The following is a 20,769-nucleotide window of genomic DNA, read 5'->3' as shown; positions in this document are numbered from 1 at the left end:
CGACAATGCCTGTACTCATCAAAAATATTAAATTCCCCAGGTGATTTAACGTTTAAGTAAATTCTGATAGGTCAATATAATTGTCTGGTTAACCGTACATTCTTTCCGGTTTTATGAACACATTTGCCTAAGGTCAGCCCAAGTTTATCTTTACTAATTGACGGAAGATATAAGAGATGGTATTTTTATTTCAATTACCCATTAAATCCTAAGGAGGATCAAGGTTTTGCCGAAAAATGTACATAGCCATGACGAGACTTGGCTACCTCATAAGCACGTTAACCTTTTAGGCAAGGAACTTCATATATATCGAGAGGTAAGCTCCACTAACAGTATTGCCAAGCAAATGGCTAAATCTGGAGCAAGAGAAGGCACCATAGTTATCAGCGGAACTCAGTCCGCCGGTCGCGGCAGGATGCAGCGCAAATGGTTCTGCCCGCCTGGCAAAGGACTTTTGCTGTCCATGCTGTTGAGGCCTAAAATAAGCGTGCAATTTATACCTCAGCTCACTCTATTGACGGCAGTCGTTGTCGCAGAAACCATTAAAAAGGTCACCGGTTGTACAGCTGGAATTAAATGGCCTAATGATATTTATATCAACAACAAAAAGGTATGTGGTATACTCGCGGAAACTAGTTTTTCGAGAACTAATGTTGAGCACGTAATCATAGGTTTAGGCTTAAATGTGAATCTAAATACAGACCAACTTCCTCCCGATTGTAAGGACACCGGCACTTCTCTCAGCATAGAACTGGGCCAAAGAGTTTCACGAATAAGCCTGCTTAAACAGTTTATTACCAGTTGGGACGAACATCTGCAAAGCTTTATGAAAGAAGGGCATCCCTATCTCCGCAGTAAATGGCTCGAGAACAATGTAACTATAGGAAAAAAGGTTTCCATTAATAAAAGGGATGGTTCCCTTGATGGATTGGCCGTCGATGTAAGTGAAAAAGGCGGACTTATCGTGCGCTTATCCGACGGATCGTTGCAGGAGTTCCTTGCAGAGGATGTCAGTCTTCGAAACAATTGATAATGCCCACGATATTTCCTGTTGATATCATTGATGATTTCCTTAAACAAACAGCCATTTACAGAATATTCATTTTATACGGCATGAATCTATAGTATAATCAAAAAGACCCAGCATATGTAAGTACTCTTTTGCTACGGGAGGAGAATAGCATTATGATGGTTCCTGAAAACTTAAATTACACATCATGGCTCACCGTTAAACAAATGATGAGTAAAAACTTTATTGTTCTTCATCCGGACGATTCCCTAAGGACTGTAGTCCAACATTATCAAGATTCCAGGCTGGATACTCTGCCGGTTGTTGATAATGATGGCAAGCTGACTGGGGTTTTTCCTAAAAAAAGATTATATAGGGCACTGCTGGATGGCTCAAGTTTAGATGATCCTTGCACGCCTTATATTATTTATCAGCCAGTCTCCATATCATCCGACCTATGCTATGATGACATGTCAATGGCTGTACGCACCAGCAAGAGCCTCGTTGATTATGTGGTAGCGGTTGATCATGAAAACAAGCCGGTTGGTATGATAGGCACGGCAGAATATCTTCGGGGAAGTCAAAAAGTAATTATCACATCTCACGTTTTACTTGAGTCTATATTCAATGCTGATTATGAAGGAATTATCGTCATCGATAATACCGGCAAAATTCTACGGATTAATCCTGTTGCAGAAACGATGTTTGGGTTTAACTCCTCTGAAGTCAAAGGGTTACTCCTAGAACATGTGCTTCCTGATCTTAAGCTGTTTAATGGGCGTAACCGTGGGGTAAAGCAAATAATCCAATCCCTTCCGGTCATTGTCAGCCAAGTACCGATCCTTGCAAATGATATCCAGATTGGTACAAAAATAGCGTTTGTAGATATATCCGATATGGAGGAAATGGCCCGGGAACTGGAAATAGTTAAGGATTTACAGACCAATCTGGACGGTGTTCTAAATGCTACCTCTGATGGTGTTTTTGTTTCGGACATTTCCGGATCTGTTAAATATGTTAATGCGAGCGGCTGCCGGCTAATCGGAAATACAACGGAAGAAATGGCAGGAATGCCGATTAAAAAACTTTTATCAAGCGCAGTTCCCGCTGAGGTAAGTAAAACTGGAGTCGCTGAAGTCGAAGTGTGCAGTATTAAGGATAGAAATTGCATAGTTTCACATATACCGATTAACAAAGTTATCGATGATGAGACCCGGACTGTGGGGGTCGTCAGTACAATCTATCTTGATGATAACAGACTCACTGAAGAAATAGCCCGCAAATGGCTTTCTTTAAGGCAACAAATCCAGTATTATCGCGATGAACTTGAAAAGCATGGGAACAGTTTTGATAACTTGGTTTCCAAAAATCCGGCCTTTACAAAAATGAAAAAGGACGCCCAGCGTATTGCACGCAGCAGTTCAACGGTTCTGCTGACAGGTGAAAGCGGTGTCGGTAAAGATATGTTTGCCCATGCGATCCATGCCGCCAGCCCCCGCGCAAATCATCCCTTCGTAAAAGTTAATTGCGCAGCTATCCCAGAATCTCTGTTAGAATCCGAACTCTTTGGGTATACTCCAGGTTCATTTACCGGAGCCTCCAAGAAGGGGAAAATCGGATATTTCACCCAAGCCCACGAGGGAACAATTTTTCTTGATGAGATTGGCGACATGCCTTTGTCGATCCAGGCCAAGATTTTGCAGGTATTGCAGGATAAAGAATTTATGCAGGTCGGCGGAGTCAGTCCTGAAAAAGTGGATGTTCGTATTATAGCCGCCACTAATAAAGATCTACGGGAAGCTATAAAAGAGGGAACCTTTCGACTAGATCTCTATTATCGTCTTAATGTAATCCAGTTCAGCCTCCCTTCACTCCGGGAACGTTCCGAAGACATAATACCTTTAGCCGAAGTTTTTATTACTAAATATAACGAAATCTTAGGAGCAAACGTCGTGGGGATCAATAAGGCTGCTCGGGATGCTTTACTTATTTATTCCTGGCCAGGTAATATAAGAGAACTTGAAAATGCCATCGAGCGGGCTGCTAATTATGTCTGGGAAGGTGAAATAGGCATCGAACACTTATCTGCTCAGATCTTTCAATTTAATCAAAAAGCCTATGAACCATCTTCCTATCGGGCAGTCTTAAACGATGTTGATAAAGAAATGCTTTTAGTAGCTCTCAAAAAAGCGAATGGCAACAAAAGTGCCGCTGCCCGCCTCCTTAAAATGAGCCGTTCGGCATTTTATGAAAAGCTTGGCAAGTACGGCCTGTGTTAATGGAAAACGCCAAAAACCTCCCGACCGGGACGTTTTTGGCGTTTTTTTCATACCACGACCACTATCAATGCAGCGATAATCCCCAGTATTAAACCGTATTCGCCGGGGGTTAAGATTAGCTCGCGCAAATAGGTACGGTGGCCCTGCTGATATCCTCGAGCCTCCATAGCATCCACCAGCTCATCACACCGTCGAAAGACATTCACAGCCAAAGGCACTGCCAGGTAACCGATCGCCCTAATTTTCCCGCTCAAACGACTGGGATTGAAATTAGCGCCCCGAGCCAATTGTGCCTGGCTGATACTGTTCATCTCATCGAGCAGCGTTGGCATAAACCTTAGAGCAAGAGATATCAACATGGCTATATCATGAGAGGATATTCCAATAACCCTTATGGGCCGCAATAGTCGTTCCAAGCCCATAGTAATCTCCGATTGCATGGTGGTCATAGTCAAAATCGATGCAGCCAACACTAGCAGCAGAAACTTCCAGACCTGTACAATTCCCAGATTTAAGCCCTCGTAACTGATCTGCACCGGGCCAATAGGAAACGGTGGCAATGGCCTCCCTTGGGTGAAAAAGATATACAGTAAGAATAGAATGAAAAAAAGGGGCAGTACCGGCTGAACCGTTTTTAAAACCGCCCCCGTGGAAAGATGGGCAAGCAGCGATAACGCAAGTACCATGCCGCTGACAACTAAGAGTCCAACAACATTTACTTGAAAAATAATAATACTAAGTGCTATCACAGCTATGATTTTAACCCGGGGATCCAGTCTATGCACCGGTGATTCAAGATAAATGTATTGCCCAAGTCTATACATTTACATCACCTTCCCGGGTAGTTTAGCTCGACTGGAAGAATTCTTGTGATGCTTCAGTAGGGAAGCAATTTCCTCGACCGCAGAGTCAATTGTAAAAATACTGGTATTCACGTCTATTCCTGCCTGATGCAGCCGCCACATCAATTCAGTAATATAGGTCGGGGCCAGACCGAGTGATTTAAGCCAGTCCACCCTGCTCAATATATCCCTTGGATTTCCATCAGCAACCAATTCACCCTGATCCAGTACCAGCACCCGGTCAGCTAAAGTTGCCTCATCCATACTATGGGTCACATGGACAATGCCTATCCCCTGGGAATTTAATGTTTTTAATAATTGTGATACTTTCTTTTTACTTTCAGGGTCCAGAGAAGCAGTAGGCTCATCAAGCACGATAAATTCAGGTTCCATAGCCAGCAAGCCAGCCAAAGCTAAACGTTGTTTCTGACCTCCGGAAAGGGTATGCGGAGGCCGGGTCCGCAGCTCGGTTAAACCTGCCGTAGCGAGAGCCTGGTCTACCCGCCGCCGTACTTCTGCAGACGGCAACCCTAAATTACCAGGACCGAAGGCTACGTCTTCCTCCACGCTCATACCGACGATCTGATTATCGGCATTCTGAAAGGCCATACCGACCTTACGCCGGATTTCCCGAAGGTGCTTCGTTTCCCTGGTATTGAACTCACCGACCTGTACTTCACCGGCTGAAGGAAGCAGTAAGGCATTAAAATGCCGAATGAGAGTGGTCTTGCCACAACCGTTGGGACCGATAATTGCAATATACTCTCCCTCACCTATCTGAAGATTAATATCTTTAAGGACAGGGGGGCGTCCTTTTTCATAGGTATAAGTCAGGTTATGGACTCTAATCATAGTTTTCATGATCATGACCGCTCCCTATCGTTTAATAATATTACGTAATTTAAGGGAGATCAAAACAGTAGCCACTAGCTTGAGAAGATCACCAATTATAAAAGGTACTACACCTACCATCAAGGCCTTTGCTACGGATAAGTGTGCAACAAACGAAAGCTGTGCAACTCCTAAGGCATAAATCACTAGATTTCCTACAACCAAGGAAAATCCTAACCATACTAAACCCGGTTCCTTCCTTGCTTCAACGAGTTTACCGATTACGTAAGCTCCTATAATAAAGCCAATCAGGTAACCGCCGGTAGGACCCATCAGCGTCCCAAGACCAGCTTTACCACCGGCAAAGACGGGTAAACCGATTACACCCAAAAGTACGTAAACGATCTGGCTCAACGCACCTGTAGCCCCACCCAACAGAACCCCTGCCAAACCTGTAAAAAGCGTCTGCAGGGTAATGGGCAATGGCTGCAAGGGGATGACTATTAAGGAACCGATTGCCGTCAAGGCCCCGAACATAGCGGCGTAGACCATGCGCCGTAAAGAATTATTAGTTTCATCCATCTTCTTAATCTCCTCTCCATAAGACGACAGGGGACTTGCGACAGAAAACTTTCCCCTGTCGCAAGTCCCCTGTGACTCTTGAATTTCATAGTTTTGAGTAACGGTATATCTTGCCATAATTATAATGTTATCCATTTTCATTGTCAACCATAAATCCAATATTAGGTTGACATATCACCAGTGCCCGATTTATTGAGAATTGGGATTAAGATAGGATTGTTATCTCACCAGACATTATAGTGTGGATAATGCCCGATTGATCCCGAAGCAGGAGAAATCCATGATCATCAATATCGACGGCCTGACCCTGAAGAACACCATTAATTGTATCTAATTTTAGCTCTTGTCCGATTACTACCGACAGACTTTTCCCTTTTTCAAGGGTGCCTGCAAACCTGCCTGCCAGTAAGTCTAAATAATGGCTTTCTAACCTTGCCAGCAGACCTTGGAGTACCTTGACCCGGGAAACGAGACACCGGTCTTCAGCCATCGCAGAGGTAGCGGGCGTACGAAAATCGCTGGGAAAGTCCTGCGGTTGATTGTTTATATTTAAACCGATTCCGACGACGATGTATTCTATACCGTCCATGTCAGTTACCACTTCGGACAGGATACCCGCAATTTTTTTGTTGTCTATTAATATATCGTTAGGCCACTTAATGCAGGCCGGCAAATTTAGTTCCTCTGCCAGTGTTTCGGCTACAGCCACAGCGACTAAGAGAGATATACGGGAAATTTCCTTCAATGGTAAGACCGGCCGCAGAATTATGGACATATATATACCCTGGCTTCCCGGAGAGTACCAACTCCGCCCGCGGCGCCCCCGCCCAGCCGTCTGCATATCCGCAACTACCAGGGTTCCCTCAGGGTACCCTTTGGAGGCTAATGCTTTGGCTTGGCTATTAGTAGAATCAATTTCCTGGTAATATAAATACTCCTTCCGGCCAAATACCTCCGCTGTCAATCCGGGACAAACTTCCGCAGGTGACAGTATATCCGGAGGAGAACTAAGGCGATAGCCCTTTCTAGGGGATGATTCCACTTCATATCCCTCTGCGAGCAACGCTTTAATCTGATTCCAGACGGTCGTGCGAGATACTTTTAAGCTTTCACTTAACATTTCTCCCGAAAGCCATTCTCCATTTTTTTCTTTTAAGGCCTGCAATACTGCTTCGCGCATAGCCATTTATCTTCACCCCCTTGATATTATAAAAGTGACAAGGGAACAGCTTTTCATGTCCCCTTGTCACGCTTTTCACGTAGTCGTGAACTATCGAGTCATTTGCTTGACCATGAATGTCGCAGTGCCTATGGCCAGTATTTCACCTGTATCGTTCTTTATTTCACCTTGGGCAACCACAAGGTTTCTGCCTTTTTTGATCACCTTTCCTTCGCCCCAAAGAGTTCCTTCACTTATTGCACGCAAATAATTGATCTTAAGTTCCACGGTGGTCGCACCTTCTTCCGGATCTAATTGTTGATTAACCGCTATTGCGATGGCTGAATCAAGGATAGAAGCTATAACCCCTCCATGCAGATTTCCATAAAACTGCAATAATTCATCACTAACTGTTAATTGTACTCGAGTTATTCCATCGGCACCAACGATAGTTGACATGCCAAGATGTCTCCAATAATTACCTTTCTCCAGATCTGCGACTCTAACCACTATGTATCATCTCCAAATAATAACTATTCTAAAATTATATCATAATAACTTAGTGTTACCATACAAAAACTAAAGCGAAATGTCTGACACCTAGGAGTGTTCTGATAGTTACAGGAATAACTCCGGTTCTCTTCGGGAAGCAAATTCAATTTCCAACTCATATTTATGTCTTAGATAATCTTCACTATCATAATACTTTGCATGAGCGGGACATTTTTTAATACAAGCACCACATTTGATACATATTCCATTTAGTTTAAAGACATCTTCATAATCGATAGAACCCATCGGACAAACACTTACACAAATCTTACAATCCGTACAATCACTATTGGTTTTAGGAGTAACCTTTCTAATATCAACAGGCTGGCCTTCTTTATTTTTAGGCTTGTAATAGCTTCGGTACGGCGAATTCCCTTTGACATTAACCGTTCGAATATCATCTTGAGTTTTAAGTTTTGTTGATATTTGCCCGGCAAAATTAGTTGCAATTGCCATATCTTTTTCATCTGGTCTATCTTTGGCAAGTATTTTCGAAAATGAGTGTTCACCAATAAATGCCCCGCCGGCTACAACTTTGAAACCGTTTAGTACAAGAATATCGTTTAGTTCAATTAAAGCATCGTCATAATTTCTGTTTCCATAAAGAACGACTGCGATCGCCAATGAATCATTGCCCTTTATTGAGCTCAAATAGTTCAATAATATATTGGGAACCCTACCTGCGTAAACCGGAATCCCTAAAACCAGGATATCATCCTTTGTGAACGACACCGGTTCTTTTCTAACATCCGGCAGTGTAAAATCAATTGTTTTGATAGTTGTTCCACTCTGCATACTCTCTGAAATGTTCTCTGCAATTCTCAATACCACTTTTTTAGTAGTTTCTGTGGGGCTAAAATACATAGCATTGATTGCTTTAGCCATAAACATCCTCCTACTGTGATTTATTACCTTAATCCAAACGCAGGGATACTCTTCAAAAGGATATAAGCCCATTATAACTCTTCTACTCAAATAATTATATAATTCACAAACCTTTTTATTTAATTTCTTTTTAAGTAAAAATGACTTACATCTAATCTATAAGGGGCATCATTAAACTTTTTACAATTTGTTAAATTTGAGCAAAGAAAAAGAACGCTGGATACGCTCAGATGCGATCCATGCGTCCTATATTTTTAAGTTTGGTCCAATTCATTTAATGTTTTGGCTAAATAATTATACAGATGAGACCTCCGCTGCCATCATTAACAATCCTCTGGAGGGTGTCCTGCAGCTTATTTTGGGCATTTTCAGGCATCCTATAAAGCTTATTTTGGATTCCTTCACGAACCAAATCATGGAGAGACTTACCAAAAATGTTCGATTGCCAAACCTTCTTAGGATCACTTTCAAACTCATCCAGCATAAACTTCACAAGTTCTTCAGCTTGCTTTTCCGTGCCGATTAAGGGTGTGATTTCCGTTGTGACATCGGCTCTAATAATATGCAGTGATGGGGCGCTCGCTTTGAGTTTAATTCCATAATGTCCGCCTTGCTTGACGAGCTCTGGCTCATCAAGGAACATTTCCTCAAGTTGAGGCGTAACCACACCATAGCCGTTGACACGGACTTCTTCGATGGCCTCCGCGAGTTTATCCCATTCCCTCTTGCCCTTACTATAGTCTAAAACTAAACGCAGTAAGGAATGATCTCCTTCAATTTCAATTCCTGTGAGATCTTGCAGAACTGTTTTGAAGAGTCCTTCCACTGCCGTGATCTCGACATTAGCTACACCGGTGCCTAAGTTCATCTCTTTAAGAAGAACATCTTGGGCATATTGGCATTCTGATAAGGCATCTAAGGCCTGATCAATATCACGTAGGCGGCGCACCCCATCAATCGCTTTGCGAACCGTTTCCTCAAAGGCAGCCCTGACTGCATGAGAAGGATCGAGTTCCTCAACCCATTTCGGCAGATCAATATTTACTTCAGCTACAGGGAATTCGTAAAGAACTTCTTCTAGAATCTGTGTGATATCCTCCTGTACCATCTCGAGACAATTGACTGGAATAACGGGAATTGCATAGCGCTCCTCAAGTGACCGGCTCAATTCGAGGGTACTTTCTGAATAGGGACGGGTGGTGTTTAGCACAACCACGAAGGGTTTGCCAAGCTGCCGAAGCTCGGAAATGACCCGTTCTTCAGCCTCCAGGTAAGCTTCTCTGGGTATATCCGTAATTGATCCATCGGTTGTCACTACAATACCGATCGTAGCGTGATCCGATATAACTTTGCGAGTGCCCATTTCAGCTGCATCTTGGAAAGACATAGGCTCGTCACTCCAGGATGTTTTCATCATGCGCGGCTCTTCGCCATCTTCTGCTTCGTACCCTAAGGCTCCCTCCACACTGTATCCGACACAGTCAACTAAACGAACATTCATATGAATGGAATCTTTGACCACGATTTCCACAGATTCAGATGGAATAAACTTAGGTTCCGTCGTGGTGATCATTCTACCGGTCCCACTTTGAGGAAGCTCATCTTTGGCTCGTTCCCGTTCAAATGCATCTTGGATGTTGGGCAAGACTAGGAGGTCCATGAATCGTTTGATAAAGGTGGACTTTCCCGTACGGACCGGCCCAACGACACCGAGGTAGATATCGCCCCCAGTTCTCTCTGCGATATCCCTAAAAATGTCTAACTTTTCCATTAGTAATTTCCCTCCCTTTTGAGTGCTGTCCCAAAATTTGGGGAAGGGCCTCCACCTTATCTCCCCTTCCACCTCCCTGTAACACACGTGGCTTCCCAATAACTGGACTAGCACATTAAGCAGTATAAGTATATTGGCTATTTGGGGCAAATATGACAACATAACAAAAAACGCAGAAAAGGCTTTTAAACAACCTCTTCTACGTCTATGTAACTTAATCCAAAAATATGTATATTATTTTAACCAACTCATCTCGACAACTTCTTCTAATTCGTGGCGTTTCCCTCGCAACATTAAATCTGCGACGGCAATTTTAGGATCTGCACCTTCAAATAAAACTTTATACGCTTGCTCGGTAATCGGCATAGGGATATTATTTTTAATTCCAAGGTGATAGGCAATACGAGTTGCTCTCACTCCTTCTACGACCATCCCAACTTCTTCAAGCACGGTTTCTAAAGGCTTACCCTGACCGAGAGCGACACCAGCCCGGCGGTTGCGGCTATGAAGACTGGTACAGGTGACGATCAGATCACCCACCCCGGATAATCCGGCAAATGTCAGTGGATTTCCTCCCAAGGCCACGCCTAAACGTGCAATCTCCGCTAATCCTCTGGTCATTAAAGCAGCTTTTGTATTGTCTCCAAACCCTAATCCCTCAGCAATACCTGTACATAAAGCAATGACATTTTTCAAGGCTCCACCAAGCTCAACACCGATGACATCAGGATTTGTATAGACCCTAAATTTCGGTGTCATCATCATATCTTGAACGGTTTGAGCAGTCCCAACCTCCGAGGCAACAACTACTGTCGTCGGCATATCCCTGCCGACTTCTTCTGCATGACTAGGACCGGATAAAACGGCAACCGGATTTTGGGGCAGCTCCTCAGTCAATACTTCGGAGAGGCGCAGATACGTTCCCTCTTCCATCCCTTTTGCTGTATTGACAACGATACAGCCTTCCCTTAGGTAAGGCCTTACCAAACGAGCAGCTTCTCGTACACTATGGGAGGGTACACAGAAAACAACCAGCTCTGTATTCAAGAGGTTGAGATCTGTTGTGGGCAGAAGACCTGGAGGCAAAACAACGCCCGGCAGATAATGGGCATTTTCACGATGTTTTTTCATTTGTTCCATTTCAGCTTCGTGACGGCCGATAAGAGCAACCTGATGACCAGCTTTCGCCAAAAGGACTGCCAGAGCACTACCCCAACTCCCAGCCCCATAAACTGCAACTTTAGACATCCAATTCCCCCTATATTCGAGGTACGATGCTCGATGCACAAGACACGAACCTCTGAATTAAACTTAGAATTCAGATCTCGAACCTAGCGCCTCGAACTTTGAGCCTCGCTCACTTCTTGTCCCCAAATCGATGTTCTGTTCCTTGTAATACTCGCTTAAAGTTAGCCCGATGAAGAACCAGAACTGCAAAAACAGCGACCACTGCAAAAACCCGGTAGGCAAATGGCTGCGAAAAGACAAAAACCATGATCAGCACCGTGAGTGCACCAGTAACCGAACCCATCGAAACATAACGTGTAAGCCATACAACAAGTACAAAGACTATGATAGCAATTAATGTGATTTTCGGCATTAAGACTGTAATAATCCCGAACCCCGCTGCGACCCCTTTCCCACTGGGCCGGAAGCCAAAAAGCGGATTCCAGCTATGACCTGCCATGGCCAGTAACCCGCCAAGAATGCCTCCCCAAGGCCCAAAAGCCCATAAACCCAGATAGGCGGACACTGCTCCTTTTAAGAAATCTCCGAGGAGCACCATAATGCCCAGCTTCACTCCTAAAAGGCGAAAGGCGTTTGTTGTGCCAATATTTCCGCTACCATGCCGACGTACGTCAATTCCTTTATACGAACCTGCTAAATATGCAAAAGGAATGGCACCCAAGCAATACGCCAAGATAAATATTAGGTAACGTGTCATGACCTACTCCTTCTCTTCGTCTTTTTGTCGAATCACAATTCGGATTGGAGTACCCTCAAATCCAAAATGTTTCCGCATCTGATTCTCCAAATATCGTTTATAGGAAAAGTGCATAAGTTCCGGGTCATTAACGAAGAAAACAAACGTTGGCGGCTTAACCCCTACTTGAGTCAGGTAGCGAACCTTTAAGCGCCGTCCCTTATCTGTCGGAGGCGGATTAAGATGCATCCACTCTTTAAGTAAGGTATTTAACGTCGCCGTTGTGACACGAGTTGAGTTCTGCTCGACCACGAAATCGACAAGGTCCAGAATCTTATTCACCCGTTGTCCGGTTTTTGCGGAAATAAACATAGTTGGCGCATATTGCATAAATCCTAGTTCTTCACGAATTGACTTTTCAAATTTGTTGATCGTCTTTTCATCTTTTTCGATCAGGTCCCATTTATTGACGATCAAAATAATCGCTTTACCTGCTTCGTCAGCATATCCGGCAATCTTTTTATCTTGTTCTGTGACTCCATCTACAGCATCAATAAGCATGAGGATCGCATCTGAGCGATCGACGGCGCGCAGAGAACGAACAACACTATATTGCTCGGTAAGTTCTTCTATGCGTGCTTTACGGCGCATTCCAGCTGTGTCAATCAAGATATAATGCCTGCCTTCGTGTTCGAAGGGAGTATCGATAGCATCCCGGGTGGTTCCCGGAACATTGCTGACAATGACTCGTTCTTTCCCAAGCAAGGTGTTGACCAAGGATGATTTGCCGACATTCGGACGTCCGATCACCGAAATGCGGATGACATCCGGATCGTACTCTTCCTCATCATCCTCCGGCAAGTTTGAAATAACCAAATCAAGCAGGTCGCCCGTATTCATTCCATGAACTGCAGAAATAGGAATTGCTTCTCCCAGCCCTAAACTTAAGAAATCATAAAGCTGACCTTCGATTTTGGCAAAGTCCTCCACTTTATTGGCAGCCAGCAAGACAGGTTTGCCAGACCGGCGTAAGGTACGGGCAATAATATCATCATCGGGCGTCGGGGAAATTTGGGCATCCACTACGAAGATAATAACATCCGCTTCCTCCATAGCAATTTCTGCCTGCCTTCTCATTTGCGAAGAAATCGGAGTTCCTTCATCTTTAAATTCGATTCCCCCGGTATCAATCAAGGAAAACTTCCGCCCCAGCCATTCCGCGTCCCGATAAAGCCGATCCCTTGTTACCCCCGGCATATTTTCCACAATAGCTACCAGTCCGCCCGTAATGCGGTTGAATAATGTCGACTTGCCAACATTCGGCCGACCGACTATAGCTACAATAGGTTTACTCAAAGCGTTCCACCTCCAACGAATACCCAACCACATGCTCTAAAAATGCAAGACCATCGTTCTCAACAATGCTCGCTTTGCCATTAACCTCATGCTCTAACCATTCCACGCTCAAATCGTCAAGAAAGATGTCTTCATCCGCCTTGAGCATCGTACGCGGAATCAGAAATTCTTCCCCCTGCAAATCTCCCAATTGTTGAGCGATATCCCGAGCTGTCAGAAGTCCGGCAGCAGTGACAGATAATCCAAAAAAATCATTGCGTATGCTATGTACAGCAAGTCTTAAGCCCTTAATTCGATTCATTAAACGATTTCCCCATCGCTCAAAAAATCCCTGGGCCGCTGCTCCGGTTATGAGATGCAGACATCGTTCAGAAATTTCATGAGGTAATCCTTCCCAACCCGCTTCCATCTCACTGATAAACTTTCTCGCCATGCCTACGCCGTTTTCTAATTGCGGAAAATCGTCGTATATCTCAAGCTCCGGAAACTCTCTTCCCGCTAATACATAAAATTCATCTGAAAAATATACGAGATGGCGTCCCGTTTGAGTAAAGAAGTCTTTCTGCCAGGTTTCTGCCTGATCAAGAATCCGGCTCGCTTCGTCCGCCGTGAATCCACGCAAGGGGGTAAGTTTCTCTCGATAACGAGTTAATCCTACCGGTACGACGGCAATGGATTGGACGGAAGGATAGAGCTCACCTAACCGTTCGATTGTTTCTCTCAAGACATCCCCGTCGTTGTGCTCAGGAATCAGAACAATTTGAGCATGTACCACAATTCCCGCCTCTGCAAAACGCTGAAATTGCTCCGGCAATTTCCCGGCCTGAGGATTTCTCATAAGTTGAGTGCGGACTTCTGGGTTCCAAGCATGAACTGAAACATACATCGGAGTAAGATGTAAGGAGGTAATCCTGGTTATTTCTTCTTCACTTAAATTTGATAAGGTTATGAAACTCCCTTGGGTGAGAGATAAGCGGTAATCATCATCTTTATCATATAGCGAAGATCGCATTCCTTTTGGCATTTGCGCGACAAAACAAAAGCTACAATTATTACAGCATTTTTTTAAGCCTTTTGCACTTACGGTCTCGACCTCTAAGCCCAGGAACTCCCCTGGTCCCTTTTCAATTTCAAGCTCCCATAGTTCCCCATCCGATTTTTCAATAAGCAACAGGAAGTCCTCTTCAGATATTCCAAACTGAAAGTCAATGAGATCATTAAGTTCTTCGTCATTTACTGCCAGAACACGATCTCCGACTTCAATCTCCATTTCTTCAGCGATACTCCCGGAATGGACTGCTGCGACCACAAGCCCTTTAGACAAAATCCCATCCTCCTGACATTCCAGATCAAGGGCCTATTATCTCAGCCTCAATCGTTACAAGTATACTATAAGTCAACCCGTTCAGCTATACTCAAGACCTTTTATTTAAGGAAGCTTTCTTTCTTCTAACTGCTCATAGTTCCCTCCGCTATTTGAAGGCCCAAACTCAGCATCCGCTGCCTGCAGTTTTCTTTCGGTAAAAAATTGCCGGCCAAGACCTAGTCCCGACCAAACTGTAAACAGTCCTACGCCAAGATTCCAAACAAACTCACTGGGTAAGTCGACATATCTTATAATCCCATCATACGTAAAACGGACGAAAGCAAGATTCAAAAGCGCGCTTCCAGTTAAAGCGGCGGCGGTTCCCCAATAAGATTTCGTAGTCAGCCAGGCCACTGAGATTAATACAACCGCAAATAGCCACGATACATAGGGGAAAACTCCTGGTTCATTGACCACAAACAGAGTTTCTGCGCCAACAATTATGGTGGTAAAGAACAGCGGTATAAAACGCCTTTTAGTTCGTTGCAGCGCCCAAACCCAAAAAACCATCATAACTGCTAAGCGTGCCAAGTTCCAGTGCCAAGGCACAGTAACGGCCAAACCTATTTCTGCTCCTTTCCCTAGGAGCCAGGCGATCGTCAATATGAGGAAAAAACGCCGTGAGTCTCGCTTTTCGGTCCAGGTTAAAAGAGTCAAGAATAACAGAACCCACTCTCCATAAGGAAAAATCATATTACCCCTCCTAAAAGGATCCTTTCCTATTATCCCCATTTAGGAGGGGTTTACACAGAAAAGTTGGAGAGGTTTTTAATAACCTGCTTTTTAGGAGCGCTTTTTCGGTATCGAGATAGGTTTAATATTAATCCGAGTTTGGCTAAGGTTATGACAAGGGATGCTCCGCCATAGGAAATTAAAGGCAGGGTGATCCCGGTTACGGGTAATACTCCAGTGACAACTGCTAAGTTGATGGTCGTCTGGATAGCTAAAGAAGAAGTCAGTCCATAACCTAACAACCTGCCGAAGCGATCCGGACATTCTCTGATAACGTGATAAGCACGCGCATACAAGGCGACGAAGAGAAATAACAAAAAAAGCGTCCCCATCAAACCAAATTCTTCGCCAACAATTGCAAAAATTGTGTCTGTATGGTTTTCAGGCAAGAAACCATACTTTTGCAAACTTCGTCCCAGACCAACTCCAAAGAAACCTCCTGAGCCAAAGGCTATCTCAGCATTTGTAATCTGGTATCCATCATCCATTGCATATTTCCAGGGATCTAACCATACTAAAACCCTTTTCCATTGATACGTAGTTGAATGAATAAAATATAGAAGAGGCAGTCCGAGCGTCGGAACAGCAGACACGAACCAGATCGTAGGAAGTTCCGTCTGTAACAGCATTACAGCACAGGTTAGGGCAATAACCATGGTTGTACCTAAGTCCGGCTGTTTATAAACGAGTCCTAAGACCAGCACAGTAGTAGGCAGAAGTATCCCTAAGGGGATACGCCAGTCGCTTCCTCGCTTAATCGGATATCGATCCAGAATATGGGCGTAGAAAAGCACCATAGCCAATTTAGCAATTTCCGAAGGCTGGACTGTGATTCCCGCAATTTCAATCCATCGGGCTGATCCCCCTGCCGTTATGCCTGCGTCCGTAAACACAACCGCCATAAGTAATGCCAAACTAACAAAGACCCCAATTCCCGCGAAACGGCGGATTAACTTAAACGGGAATTTAATGGCTATGATAGCAAAAACAAACCCTACAAGCGCCCACTTCAATTGCTTGGAAAAATACAAATAAGAATTTTGCTCTGCATTATAGCCACGCACTGCCCCCGCACTCAATACCATGATTAAGCCAAAGGCTAAAATTGCTAGAGAGATATACAAGATTGGAAAATCGATTGGCCGCGTCGGTTGTCGTTTAGCCATCTGGATCTCCTTCCTTTTAACCTAATCCCAAGTTGGCATAACATTCATGCGAACAAAGACACGTTCCTCAGATATGCCAGTAAAATGACTTCCTGTTTTGAGCAGGAAGTCATTTGAACTTAATTTTGAGTCATAAGTAAAAATTAAGGGTTAACCGACTTAGCAATTCTAAGAACTGAGCAATTCCTTACTCTGTCGGAAGATTATCGCCTAAGGCATCGCCTATGGTAACAGGTTTGATCTCAGATTGCGAAGCTAAAGCCTGATTATCAATCTCCTTATTCGAGTCTGCAATTGCCTCTCGAATACTTAAACTCATTCGTTTCTCCTCCGGCTTACAATCCATGACCTTAACAGACACCATATCCCCAACTTTGACCACATCTTCAACTTTATTGACACGGTGATCAGCCAATTGGGAAATATGGACCAAACCATCGACTCCTTCTCCAAGTCCCACGAACGCACCAAAGGAAGTAATACGTACCACTTTACCATTAACGATAGATCCTACAGGAAAGTTAACAGAAGCCTGCTCCCAGGGACTTTCCTTCAGTTGTTTCAGTCCTAAGGACACCTTTCCGCTTTGAGGCTCGAGCTTAAGGACTTGTACTTCCACTTCGTCCCCAATTGTAAGAATCTCCGAAGGATGCTTAATTCTGGTATAGGCCATATCTGAAATGTGCAGCAGTCCGTCAATGCCGCCGATGTCAATGAAGGCACCAAAGTCAGCCATCCGCCGGACAGTTCCCGATACCACGTCGCCCTCTTTAAGGGTTTCCAGTAATTGTGTGCGTTTTATCGCCCGCTCCTCTTCCAAGATTACTTTTTGTGAAAGTACCACTTTACGCTTGGCAGGATCATAATCTATCATGCGTAAGCGAAGAGTCTGACCTAAAAACTGATTGAGATCCTCCACATACCCCGGTTGAATTTGGGATGCAGGGACAAAACCACGCAGACCCACATCTACCACTAGTCCACCTTTTACGACTTCAACGACTTCAGCCTGAATTTCTTCCTTACTTTCCGCAATTTTCTCTAACCGTTCCTTAGCTCCTTCTTCATCCGCTTTTCGTTTTGAAAGAACTGTATGGCCTTCTTCATTTTCCACACGAAGAACAACGGCGGTGATTTGATCACCAATGGCAACCGTATCTTCAGGACTGGTTTTTTTCGTCGCGGATAGTTCGTTTATCGGTATGACTCCCTCACATTTCCAACCAATATCAACAAAGATTTCCTCTCTTGTAATTTTCACCACAGTGCCGGTAACCCTTGTACCCTGATGAAGTTCCGGACAGCTATCTACCCAAGCCGACATATCCATTTCCTGCTCATTCATTTCTGTCATTTTTTTATAAACCTCCTCGATTATCCAATCTGGGGTAGAAGCCCCTGCGGTCAGGCCTGCAATCTTTGCTTCTTTAAACCAGACGTCTTCCAATTCTTCTGCGGTTTCAATCAGATATGTTTTTGTACGTTCCGCACAGATACTCGCTAATTTTCGGGTATTTGCACTATTTCTCCCCCCGACTACCACCATAATATCCACTGTTTCTGCTAACTCACGGGCAGCCTTTTGACGTTCTGCAGTTGCATTACAGATTGTATTATGAACAATTAAATCCTCCGTATGAGATTTTAGTTCTTCGACAATTCCTGCAAAATTCTCGGCCAGTTGGGTTGTCTGAGCCAAAACTGCCAGATGAGGGTAAAATGGCAGTTCTTTGGCTTCTTCAACTGTTTGGATAGGTATTGCTTCTTCCCCTGCCCAACCCAGAATCCCCTGCACCTCAGGATGAAGTTTATCTCCCATAACAATGACTTGCTGCCCCATCTTAGAAGACTCAGCCGCCAATCGCTGGGCCTTCTGAACAAATGGACACGTTGCGTCTACCACTTGGATGCCTTTTATTTCAGCCTTTTGATAAACAAGGGGTGCTACCCCATGGGATCGGATAATCAAGGCTTGTCGGCTTGTAAGCTCGTCCAAATCTTCAACAACCTGAATACCACGTTCTGCTAAGCGCTTTACCACCTGTTGATTATGAATGAGCGGCCCAAGTGATACAGCATGTGACGTTTCCGCTGTTCGTTCAGCCATATCAAGGGCACGCTTCACACCAAAGCAGAACCCGGCCTTTGCTGCACGTTTGACTTTCAAAAGCAAGGACCTCCCTAAAAATTGTAAAGAACTAATTCTCTATTCTGCTCCAAAATTCCTGCTATGATAGGAGTTTTTACATTACTTTGCTTCAGGTAATTCGGTCATCGCCTGCATAATGCGGGCAGCAATCCATTCGCGGCGGTTCTCCACGCCTTCCGGAGCCTTTAGCATCTGAGCCGTGAGAGGTTTACCAATAACAACTGAAATTTTTCCCCATCCTTTTATGAACATACTCGGTGTTCCGCCAACCTTTACGGGGACAACCGACGCTTGGCTTTTTTCCATCAGAAGAACCATTCCCGGCATACCTTTCTGAATCTTTCCGGTCTTAGTTCGCGTTCCTTCCGGAAAAAGTCCTAAAACCCCTCCTCCTTTTAAGATTGCCAAAGATTGTCGAATTGCATTCATATCACCCTGCCCACGTTTCACAGGAAATGCACCAAGTCTGGAAAAAATCTTACCTAAAACAGGTATAGTAAACAATTCTTCTTTAGCCATAAAGGAGACCCGACGAGTGACACTACAAGCAGCCACTACGGGATCCCACATACTGAGGTGGTTAATTACCAAAATAACAGGGCCGTCATTCGGCATATTTTCCGAGCCTTGTACCTTCCATCTCATCAGTTTGAACTGGAGACGAAATAGTCTCTTGGCCAAACCATATAACGTCATGGTACTACCTCCTGCGCCAACATCAAAATTTTGGCTACAAGTTCATCGACACTTAACCCCGTTGTATCAAGTATAATTGCATCCCCAGCTGGTTTAAGCGGAGAAATCTCCCGTTCAGTATCCTCACGGTCACGCTGCACCATATCTTGAGCGACCTCTTCGAAGCTGACATCTTTGCCAGCCATCTTCAGCTCTTTCCATCGTCGCTTGGCCCGTTCTTCAGGTGTGGCTGTTAAAAAGATTTTCAAATCCGCTTTCGGCAGAACGTGTGTGCCAATATCCCGCCCATCCATTACGACTCCGCCGCGTTCAGCCTCCCTGCGCTGAAGTTCAACCAAACGTTCTCTAACTTCAGGATAAGCTGCTACAACAGAAACAGCTCGCGATACTTCAGGACTGCGTATTTGCTGAGTAACATCTTCTCCATCACACCAAACCGTCCGTTCCTCTGAATGGTCAAGAACCACTTCAGTATGTTTCGCAATTTGACTTACCCGAGCTTCCTCCTCCATCGACACTCCGCTTTTAAGGACTTTATAAGCGATTGCACGATACATGGCACCGGTATCGAGATAGAAAAGCTGCAATTGTTTTGCTACTATCTTGGCAACTGTACTTTTCCCCGCACCTGCAGGGCCATCGATCGCAATCTGCAATGCTTGATGCTGCCTTTTCTTCATCATATACCGCTCCTTTACTCAACTAATAAGCCAGCCGCAATCACTGTAGCCGCTATATTATTCAAGGCATGTAACGCAACCGAAGGATAGAGAGATTTATATTTATCATAAAGATATACCAGAACTATCCCTAATACAAAGCGCGGGAAAAATCCATACGCTTGGAAATGCAGAGAGGAAAAAATTGCGGCACTAACTGCGGCTGCTGTCCATTTCCCCAAGTACGCCTGCAAGCTGCCAAAGATCACTCCCCGAAATAAAGTTTCTTCCACAATGGGTGCCAAAACTCCCGCCAAAAGCAAATTAAGGATTAATGTCAGCCAAGTAACATTTCCTAATAACTCAGAGTAGACATCCGTTTCCGGCGGAGTAAATCCATAGTAAAAAAGGGCAAGAGCATAACATATATTAATGACCCAAGTCATTGCATATAATCCTAAAACCTTCGACAGAATCGTTCTTAACGGCACGCCCCGCCAACCCATATCCGACCATTGCCAATGACGGACTTTTTTTAATATCCAGATCAATAATGCAAATGATAACTGAGTCATAAACGCATTTAAATACATCAGAATGCGCTCATGAGGCCATAGCTTCATTAGCCAAAGAGTTCCGAAAGCCAAGACGACATATATGACCCCAACTCCACCTAAAACCAGAGCTAAATCTACCCAATTCAATCTTCGATTCAGACGTGGGCCTTCCCCATCGGCTGACTCTGTCACTGTTTTCTCCATACTCACCCTCCTTAGTTGGTACATATTTTTTGATCTTTATTCCTAGACTA

At 44.3% G+C, this 20,769-nt stretch carries 19 protein-coding genes; 2 read left to right on the top strand and 17 right to left on the bottom strand.

Going from position 1 to position 20,769, the window contains the following annotated elements; all coding sequences use genetic code 11:
• Positions 1–226 precede the first annotated feature (226 nt).
• Together DESYODRAFT_RS05070 and DESYODRAFT_RS05065 are read left to right on the top strand one after the other, a co-directional pair.
• Positions 227–1,030 carry a biotin--[acetyl-CoA-carboxylase] ligase gene (locus DESYODRAFT_RS05070; protein ID WP_007780288.1) on the top strand — a complete coding sequence of 268 codons (804 nt, stop codon included), beginning with the start codon at positions 227–229 and terminating at the stop codon, positions 1,028–1,030.
• Positions 1,031–1,185: 155 nt separating this feature from the next.
• On the top strand, positions 1,186–3,288 hold the full coding sequence (locus DESYODRAFT_RS05065) for a sigma-54-dependent Fis family transcriptional regulator (RefSeq protein ID WP_007780285.1): 2,103 nt from the start codon (positions 1,186–1,188) through the stop codon (positions 3,286–3,288).
• A 47-nt stretch (positions 3,289–3,335) separates the two neighbouring features.
• Here DESYODRAFT_RS05065 and DESYODRAFT_RS05060 read toward each other — a convergent pair whose 3' ends face one another.
• The 17 genes from DESYODRAFT_RS05060 to DESYODRAFT_RS04980 all read right to left on the bottom strand — a co-directional run bounded on the left by DESYODRAFT_RS05060 (position 3,336) and on the right by DESYODRAFT_RS04980 (position 20,719).
• A complete protein-coding gene (locus DESYODRAFT_RS05060; RefSeq protein WP_007780282.1) occupies positions 3,336–4,112 on the bottom strand; it encodes an energy-coupling factor transporter transmembrane component T family protein in 777 nt (258 codons plus the stop codon).
• Positions 4,113–4,991 carry an energy-coupling factor transporter ATPase gene (locus tag DESYODRAFT_RS05055; RefSeq protein ID WP_042339347.1) on the bottom strand — a complete coding sequence of 293 codons (879 nt, stop codon included), beginning with the start codon at positions 4,989–4,991 and terminating at the stop codon, positions 4,113–4,115.
• A gap of 15 nt (positions 4,992–5,006) precedes the next feature.
• Positions 5,007–5,543: a biotin transporter BioY gene (locus DESYODRAFT_RS05050; RefSeq protein WP_042338237.1), complete on the bottom strand. Its 537-nt coding sequence runs from the start codon at positions 5,541–5,543 to the stop codon at positions 5,007–5,009.
• Between the two features lie 205 nt (positions 5,544–5,748).
• Entirely contained in the window at positions 5,749–6,729 is a 981-nt protein-coding gene (locus tag DESYODRAFT_RS05045) for a biotin--[acetyl-CoA-carboxylase] ligase (protein WP_007780272.1), read from the bottom strand.
• Between the two features lie 84 nt (positions 6,730–6,813).
• A complete protein-coding gene (locus DESYODRAFT_RS05040) occupies positions 6,814–7,212 on the bottom strand; it encodes a PaaI family thioesterase (RefSeq protein WP_007780269.1) in 399 nt (132 codons plus the stop codon).
• A 108-nt stretch (positions 7,213–7,320) separates the two neighbouring features.
• Positions 7,321–8,139 carry an EFR1 family ferrodoxin gene (locus DESYODRAFT_RS05035; protein ID WP_007780267.1) on the bottom strand — a complete coding sequence of 273 codons (819 nt, stop codon included), beginning with the start codon at positions 8,137–8,139 and terminating at the stop codon, positions 7,321–7,323.
• Between the two features lie 286 nt (positions 8,140–8,425).
• A complete protein-coding gene (gene spoIVA, locus DESYODRAFT_RS05030) occupies positions 8,426–9,910 on the bottom strand; it encodes a stage IV sporulation protein A (protein WP_007780264.1) in 1,485 nt (494 codons plus the stop codon).
• Positions 9,911–10,144: 234 nt separating this feature from the next.
• The gene (locus DESYODRAFT_RS05025; protein ID WP_007780261.1) at positions 10,145–11,158 is read right to left on the bottom strand and encodes an NAD(P)H-dependent glycerol-3-phosphate dehydrogenase; all 1,014 of its coding nucleotides are present in this window, start codon (positions 11,156–11,158) and stop codon (positions 10,145–10,147) included.
• 109 nt (positions 11,159–11,267) lie between these two features.
• On the bottom strand, positions 11,268–11,855 hold the full coding sequence (plsY, locus tag DESYODRAFT_RS05020) for a glycerol-3-phosphate 1-O-acyltransferase PlsY (protein WP_007780258.1): 588 nt from the start codon (positions 11,853–11,855) through the stop codon (positions 11,268–11,270).
• A gap of 3 nt (positions 11,856–11,858) precedes the next feature.
• Entirely contained in the window at positions 11,859–13,190 is a 1,332-nt protein-coding gene (der, locus tag DESYODRAFT_RS05015; RefSeq protein ID WP_007780255.1) for a ribosome biogenesis GTPase Der, read from the bottom strand.
• Positions 13,183–14,514 (bottom strand): DUF512 domain-containing protein, encoded by a 1,332-nt coding sequence (locus DESYODRAFT_RS05010; protein ID WP_007780254.1) that lies wholly within the window; start codon positions 14,512–14,514, stop codon positions 13,183–13,185. Before DESYODRAFT_RS05010 ends, der begins: the two co-directional genes overlap by 8 nt.
• A 105-nt stretch (positions 14,515–14,619) precedes the next feature.
• Positions 14,620–15,249: a hypothetical protein gene (locus tag DESYODRAFT_RS05005; RefSeq protein WP_007780252.1), complete on the bottom strand. Its 630-nt coding sequence runs from the start codon at positions 15,247–15,249 to the stop codon at positions 14,620–14,622.
• 50 nt (positions 15,250–15,299) lie between these two features.
• Positions 15,300–16,454, bottom strand: a complete 1,155-nt coding sequence (gene ftsW / locus DESYODRAFT_RS05000) for a putative lipid II flippase FtsW (RefSeq protein ID WP_007780249.1) — start codon at positions 16,452–16,454, stop codon at positions 15,300–15,302.
• 187 nt (positions 16,455–16,641) lie between these two features.
• Entirely contained in the window at positions 16,642–18,621 is a 1,980-nt protein-coding gene (locus DESYODRAFT_RS04995) for a bifunctional 4-hydroxy-3-methylbut-2-enyl diphosphate reductase/30S ribosomal protein S1 (protein WP_007780246.1), read from the bottom strand.
• 81 nt (positions 18,622–18,702) lie between these two features.
• Entirely contained in the window at positions 18,703–19,299 is a 597-nt protein-coding gene (locus tag DESYODRAFT_RS04990) for a lysophospholipid acyltransferase family protein (RefSeq protein WP_007780241.1), read from the bottom strand.
• Positions 19,296–19,982 carry a (d)CMP kinase gene (gene cmk / locus DESYODRAFT_RS04985; protein ID WP_007780239.1) on the bottom strand — a complete coding sequence of 229 codons (687 nt, stop codon included), beginning with the start codon at positions 19,980–19,982 and terminating at the stop codon, positions 19,296–19,298. Before cmk ends, DESYODRAFT_RS04990 begins: the two co-directional genes overlap by 4 nt.
• Positions 19,983–19,993: 11 nt before the next feature.
• Complete coding sequence (locus tag DESYODRAFT_RS04980; protein WP_007780237.1) at positions 19,994–20,719, bottom strand: CPBP family intramembrane glutamic endopeptidase; 726 nt, start codon at positions 20,717–20,719, stop codon at positions 19,994–19,996.
• Positions 20,720–20,769 lie beyond the last annotated feature (50 nt).

It is taken from the genome of Desulfosporosinus youngiae DSM 17734 (genome assembly GCF_000244895.1).
Lineage (GTDB): Bacteria > Bacillota > Desulfitobacteriia > Desulfitobacteriales > Desulfitobacteriaceae > Desulfosporosinus > Desulfosporosinus youngiae.
Note: the sequence above shows the minus strand (reverse complement) of the source record. Positions and strands in the feature narration are given on the sequence as shown.

Bases quoted from the DNA above. Each gene is read 5' to 3' on its own strand.
- DESYODRAFT_RS05065 (WP_007780285.1), top strand. From the start codon at position 1,186: ATGATGGTTCCTGAAAACTTAAATTACACATCATGGCTCACCGTTAAA.
- DESYODRAFT_RS05060 (WP_007780282.1), bottom strand. From the start codon at position 4,112: ATGTATAGACTTGGGCAATACATTTATCTTGAATCACCGGTGCATAGA.
- DESYODRAFT_RS05055 (WP_042339347.1), bottom strand. From the start codon at position 4,991: ATGAAAACTATGATTAGAGTCCATAACCTGACTTATACCTATGAAAAA.
- DESYODRAFT_RS05050 (WP_042338237.1), bottom strand. From the start codon at position 5,543: ATGGATGAAACTAATAATTCTTTACGGCGCATGGTCTACGCCGCTATG.
- DESYODRAFT_RS05045 (WP_007780272.1), bottom strand. From the start codon at position 6,729: ATGGCTATGCGCGAAGCAGTATTGCAGGCCTTAAAAGAAAAAAATGGA.
- DESYODRAFT_RS05035 (WP_007780267.1), bottom strand. From the start codon at position 8,139: ATGGCTAAAGCAATCAATGCTATGTATTTTAGCCCCACAGAAACTACT.
- spoIVA (WP_007780264.1), bottom strand. From the start codon at position 9,910: ATGGAAAAGTTAGACATTTTTAGGGATATCGCAGAGAGAACTGGGGGC.
- DESYODRAFT_RS05025 (WP_007780261.1), bottom strand. From the start codon at position 11,158: ATGTCTAAAGTTGCAGTTTATGGGGCTGGGAGTTGGGGTAGTGCTCTG.
- plsY (WP_007780258.1), bottom strand. From the start codon at position 11,855: ATGACACGTTACCTAATATTTATCTTGGCGTATTGCTTGGGTGCCATT.
- DESYODRAFT_RS05005 (WP_007780252.1), bottom strand. From the start codon at position 15,249: ATGATTTTTCCTTATGGAGAGTGGGTTCTGTTATTCTTGACTCTTTTA.
- ftsW (WP_007780249.1), bottom strand. From the start codon at position 16,454: ATGGCTAAACGACAACCGACGCGGCCAATCGATTTTCCAATCTTGTAT.
- DESYODRAFT_RS04990 (WP_007780241.1), bottom strand. From the start codon at position 19,299: ATGACGTTATATGGTTTGGCCAAGAGACTATTTCGTCTCCAGTTCAAA.
- cmk (WP_007780239.1), bottom strand. From the start codon at position 19,982: ATGATGAAGAAAAGGCAGCATCAAGCATTGCAGATTGCGATCGATGGC.
- DESYODRAFT_RS04980 (WP_007780237.1), bottom strand. From the start codon at position 20,719: ATGGAGAAAACAGTGACAGAGTCAGCCGATGGGGAAGGCCCACGTCTG.